The following is a 4942-nucleotide window of genomic DNA, read 5'->3' as shown; positions in this document are numbered from 1 at the left end:
TGAGTCAGTGACAGCAGTGGATGCACTAGCGAACTGGATTTGTAGGGGAGCATCAGCGACCCGAAAATCCAGTGAGTCAGTGACAGCAGTGGATGAAGGAGCGCTAGCGACGCGCAAAATGTAGTGAGTCGTTTCCCCTTTAGGGGGCGATGATTATAAAGTCAGCGTTACGGGACTTGCTTTTGTGTCTTCCGTGCTGCGTGACGAAAAGCCAAGGCCCCTTCCTTTGAAGGGCAGAAGCCCTGCAGAGGATTTCTGAGCCGGGCTAAAATATGAGCATAGCCTGCACATAATGTGCACACCGTAATGCCTGGCCACAGGCGGCGGAGGGTAGCAGGCCTTTCTTAAGGAGCCTGATGTGGCTCTATGCTTTCCTGTCATTTCGAGCGATGGTCAGCGCCGGTATGAATCTTCCTTTACATGGAGCCAGTGAAAGGTCGTCGAGAAATCTCCCATCCGAATGGTTCCTGCCAATCATGGCTGATTTTACTATAATTCCCTTTTCCCCCTAATAACGCTCCCTACTGTGGAAGGAGCCCATTTACCTGCTTTCCTTCCCGCCGGGCCCGTCAGAACACTAAGCATCAGCAAAGAATCTGGTACCTGCCGACAGCAGCCCATAAGCCGGTGAATGCCAGTCGGTGGAAAGCCGGAAACCGACAGCCGGAAGCAGGAAGCCAGAAGCCTCCCAGCGTCTGACTATCTGACATCTGATTGTCTCAATACCTTTCCCCTCTGCCTCCCATCCACTATAATAAGTATATGAAATAAAGAAAAGAGGTTATACCATGAAGAAACCTGTACTTGCTCTCACCCTCTGCGCCCTGATTTCCACGGGCTCCGTATTTGCTGCCCAGCCGCCAAGAGATAATTTCTACTGGCTGGGGCAGATTAATAAAGCCTCCGATGTCATCAATACCGACGAAGGCCTTCTCACTCCTGAAGAGGGCCATGCCTTTGCCAAAGGCATCGACAAGGTCCTCCGGGATGGAAACCTGCCCGGTGCGGCAAGGCCCCATAATGTGATTACCTTTGAGCCCTATCTCATCAAGGCTGCAGGCCCCGATGTCACGAAAATCCATGCCGGCCGCTCTTCCCAGGACATGCTCACCACCGTAGGCATTATGGAACAGCGGGAACACCTCCTCACCATGGCGAAAAAGCTGAATCAGGTGCAGGAAGACTTCATCCGTCTGGCAGAAGAAAATAAGGATACCCTTATCCCCAACTACACCAATGGCGTAGCCGCCCAGCCCAACAGCCTGGCCCACTATTTCATCGCCTATGCCAACGCCTATGGCCGTGACATGCAGCGGGTGCGGGAATATTACAAACGCCTCAACCGCTCTCCCATGGGAAGCACCGTGCTGAACGGTACCGGCTGGCCGCTGGACAGAGACCGCATGGCAGAATACCTTGGATTTGACGGTCTCGCCTACAACACCTACGATGCCGGCCAGATTTTCCCCCAGGAAGCGCCTATCGAAACCGGCGGCATCACCAACTGCATCGCCATCCACACCACCAGCTTCATTGAAGAAATCATGCAGCAGTACGCCCAGCCCCGCCCCTGGATCATATTGAAAGAAGGCGGCGGAAATACCTACGTATCCTCTGCCATGCCCCAGAAACGGAATCCGGGCCTTCTGAACAGCTGCCGTACCGACGCCTCCACCCTTCTCGGCATGTCTGTGGAAGCCATGTTCCGCTCCCATAATATTCCCGCCGGCATGGCTGACGGCCGCCTGAGCGGCGCCAGGGACATCATGCCCCAGGCCTCCAAAGTCCTCACCTCCATGGATAAAATTCTGAACAACCTGGTCATCGACCCTGCCCGTTCCCTGGAAGAGCTGAACCTGGACTGGACCTGTTCCCAGGAAATTGCCGATGAGCTCATGAAAAACCACGGCATCCCCTTCCGCATGGGCCATCACTTCGCCAGTGAAATCGTTACCTACGCCCGGGCCCATGATATCACTCCCCGGGACTTCACCTATGAAGACGCCAAGGCCATTTATGCCAAAGTCTGTGCCAGCGATCCCCATCTCCCCCGGGACTTCCCCATGACAGAAGAAGAATGGGAACACGCCAAAGACCCTGCCTCCATCGTAAGAAACAGAAAAGTCAAAGGCGGCCCCCAGCCGGCAGAACTGGACAAAATGATCCAGATGGCCAAAGACGACCTGGCCGATAACAAAGCCTGGACAGAAGAGACTGAAAAGAAACTGGCCTCTGCAGAGCAGAAACTGAACCAGGACTTTGATAAACTCCTGCGAGACTGCATGAAATAAAGCAAGAAACGCCCACCTGCGTGATGCAGATGGGCGTTTTGTGATGCTTTGCGGCTGGTCATGTCTCTTCCGCTTTCCATATGTCTTTTCCCTTACCGCTGCTGTATCCTCCGCGGATTCCCTGTATTCCTTCCACGCCAAGAGACACTCCCATATTTCCACTGGTGGAGTGGGTGTTCTGTTTTTCTTCCGTGCTATTTTCACCGGCAGTAATCAAAACATGTCGGCCTGCTTCCAGGTTCACGTCCTTTCCTTCTATCCGGCTTCCGGAAAGAGAAATTTATATTGAAGTAGTATGCTCAATTTGATGCTCCACCTTGTTCTTTGATAACTAAAGATCTTTTTAAAAATATAAAAGCCATCAATGTAAAAATGATAAATGAAATTATGCTTGGAATGAATCCCCAGATTTGGTTTATTATCCAAGCGACAATTAACATCAGTGATTTTGGTATGCTTTTAAAATATGCATAAAAGCATTGAAGCCAAACCATTATTAAAAAAGTAATATACCCTATTTCAATTATATATTGAATAAACAAGCCAATTCCATAGCAATAATCAATAAAACTAACTGTAAATATTGTTATATATTGAAATAGTGCAATGCTTATAGCCACAATCATTTTTTTCCAAAAGGCATGTATAGATAATTTTTTGTGTAATCCAAGCACGTATTATGAGCTTTAGAAAACGCTAAAACAAGCAATGCAATGATATATTCTGATAACTGGATGTAAAATACATTAACCTCTATCAAAATAATGACCTCTCTTTGTTATAAATTTCTTGTATAAAATCATAAAGATTGTCTTCATTTGAGGGATTTTCTAAAAGCTTTACTCCCGCATCTATTAAATCAAGAGTTCTAATTGTAGCGCTACCATATAATGCCGCTTTTCCATATAGGAATCCAAGCCGTCGTATTTCCGATTTTTTATAATTGTCAGTATATTCAGTTAAAGCAAATCCGTAAGCTCTGCCTCTATAATTTATATAAAAAACATCCTTAACATAAACATTATCTAGATATAAGTCACTTCCATCCTCGCCTTTTCCCTTAATATATTCCCACCCCATCTCTGGATTATCCGAATCCTGTACCCAAACATAAGCTCCCTGAGGAATCTCATCTACATAAATATCTTCTCCATCTTTTCTTCGAATAATGAATTAATTTTATGCCATTCAAAGTTGTATGCATCACCAGCTTGTCCGTAAAAATCTATGACCTCTTCCGTTCTCGTAATTTGGAGTCCCAATTTTACTTTACCATATCCAAGTTTCCCATTGAGTGGATTCGTAGGCAGGAGAATGACGACAGGACCTACGGAGGGTTATTTCTAATGCTGTGTGATGAAGTATAAGATATGACTTACGAAAAATCCAGCAAGGAACTGCTCTGCATGCTTAAAGCTGGAGCAGAATCTTTCGGGCCAGAGATCATAGAACTGGTAAAAAGTAAAGTGATTGATTGGATTCGCTCTCAGCATAGATTTTATGGGCTTTTATCCCTTGTTTTGGAGTGGGAAAGTTGAGTAAAGTATATCCTCTCTCCTTGATAGAATTACTGCTTTGATGCTGCTCAGCATGAAGATATGCTTTATCTTTAAATATTGTATTTATCTTTATCTTCACAAGGCCCCATCAATAGTTCTCCATTGCGCATAACAACAATATGATTTAAAGATACCGTGTCGACCTTACCTCTTTTTATGTCAAAGTATCCTTTCATTCCATCATATTTCTTGAAATATATCCTTCTATTATTTACTTTAATGGTGCAAAAATGCCATGCCCCACTTTTTTTCAGAGTAGGGTATATTTTATTGACTTCAAATTGTGATAAACCTCCTGCTAATGAAAGCAATTGATAATCTTGTTGAGCAATTGTACTATCAATACGTTCCATATTTTCTATTTGTTTCTCTGCTATATCAATCTGTTTCAACTCCCAAATTTTTATATAGACGACACAAAATATGACGATAATACAAACGATTAAACCAATCAATTCATATATCATAATAACCTCTATAAGCCAAACTTACTCTTTCCATATCAGAAAAATGTTAGTCCATAGCCTGATTAGTATCACTCTTAATAAGATTATAAATTTCTACACTAAACTGTCTTCCCTGTGCTTGATATCTTGATTCCAAGTCATTATATCTATCCACTTGGAAATTAAAATATTTCTGTAAATACTGTGCAAAATCAATCCAAAAAGCTATTTTAGATAAAAACTGTAATCCCCCATAAGCCTTATCCGCATCATAACCAATGTTCTTTAGTTCCCCTCCATAGTGCTCAATTGTCCATCTCGCTAGCCTTATCAGTGCATCCAGACTTTTGTCATTAATTGCATCTTTTAATATTTCGTTTAGATGATTCCTGTCTTCATCACTTAAATTTGTTATTTTGCTAGCAATACCTTCAAAAAATTCATCAGCTTGCTGTTTCTCTTCTTCTGTTAACTCCATTCCAAATATATTCCACTTAGCCCCCATCTGGGCGATATATCCGCCTATTTTCTTATCGTTGGAGATGCTTCCCACAATCATGCCTAATCCGGCTGCAATCATCTGTGCTTCATCGGGATGGTTTGCTGCCCAGCCTTTTGGCATGTGGTTATGCAGGTATCCCATGGC

The 4942-nt window shown here is 44.2% G+C and carries 7 protein-coding genes; 2 read left to right on the top strand and 5 right to left on the bottom strand.

Going from position 1 to position 4942, the window contains the following annotated elements:
* Window positions 1-788: 788 nt before the first annotated feature.
* The gene (locus HMPREF9453_RS07290) at window positions 789-2291 is read left to right on the top strand and encodes a lyase family protein (protein WP_008859913.1); all 1503 of its coding nucleotides are present in this window, start codon (window positions 789-791) and stop codon (window positions 2289-2291) included.
* A 58-nt stretch (window positions 2292-2349) separates the two neighbouring features.
* Here HMPREF9453_RS07290 and HMPREF9453_RS07285 read toward each other — a convergent pair whose 3' ends face one another.
* From HMPREF9453_RS07285 to HMPREF9453_RS07275, 3 genes are all read right to left on the bottom strand, one after another.
* The gene (locus tag HMPREF9453_RS07285) at window positions 2350-2571 is read right to left on the bottom strand and encodes a hemagglutinin repeat-containing protein (protein WP_083827276.1); all 222 of its coding nucleotides are present in this window, start codon (window positions 2569-2571) and stop codon (window positions 2350-2352) included.
* Window positions 2572-2590: 19 nt separating this feature from the next.
* A complete protein-coding gene (locus HMPREF9453_RS07280; protein WP_148363733.1) occupies window positions 2591-2911 on the bottom strand; it encodes a hypothetical protein in 321 nt (106 codons plus the stop codon).
* Window positions 2912-3047: 136 nt separating this feature from the next.
* Window positions 3048-3371, bottom strand: a complete 324-nt coding sequence (locus HMPREF9453_RS07275; RefSeq protein WP_040380166.1) for a hypothetical protein — start codon at window positions 3369-3371, stop codon at window positions 3048-3050.
* Window positions 3372-3661: 290 nt separating this feature from the next.
* Here HMPREF9453_RS07275 and HMPREF9453_RS11935 point away from each other — a divergent pair, with 290 nt between their 5' ends.
* Complete coding sequence (locus HMPREF9453_RS11935; RefSeq protein WP_156792545.1) at window positions 3662-3829, top strand: hypothetical protein; 168 nt, start codon at window positions 3662-3664, stop codon at window positions 3827-3829.
* Window positions 3830-3900: 71 nt separating this feature from the next.
* Here HMPREF9453_RS11935 and HMPREF9453_RS07270 read toward each other — a convergent pair whose 3' ends face one another.
* Window positions 3901-4317, bottom strand: a complete 417-nt coding sequence (locus tag HMPREF9453_RS07270) for a hypothetical protein (protein WP_008859911.1) — start codon at window positions 4315-4317, stop codon at window positions 3901-3903.
* A 46-nt stretch (window positions 4318-4363) separates the two neighbouring features.
* Window positions 4364-4942 (bottom strand): hypothetical protein (locus HMPREF9453_RS07265; protein WP_008859910.1); only part of this gene is annotated, 579 nt, incomplete at its 5' end.

It is taken from the genome of Dialister succinatiphilus YIT 11850 (assembly GCF_000242435.1).
GTDB lineage: Bacteria > Bacillota > Negativicutes > Veillonellales > Dialisteraceae > Dialister > Dialister succinatiphilus.
Note: the sequence above shows the minus strand (reverse complement) of the source record. Positions and strands in the feature narration are given on the sequence as shown.

Bases quoted from the DNA above. Each gene is read 5' to 3' on its own strand.
- HMPREF9453_RS07290 (WP_008859913.1), top strand. From the start codon at position 789: ATGAAGAAACCTGTACTTGCTCTCACCCTCTGCGCCCTGATTTCCACG.
- HMPREF9453_RS07275 (WP_040380166.1), bottom strand. From the start codon at position 3,371: ATGGGGTGGGAATATATTAAGGGAAAAGGCGAGGATGGAAGTGACTTA.
- HMPREF9453_RS11935 (WP_156792545.1), top strand. From the start codon at position 3,662: ATGACTTACGAAAAATCCAGCAAGGAACTGCTCTGCATGCTTAAAGCT.
- HMPREF9453_RS07270 (WP_008859911.1), bottom strand. From the start codon at position 4,317: ATGATATATGAATTGATTGGTTTAATCGTTTGTATTATCGTCATATTT.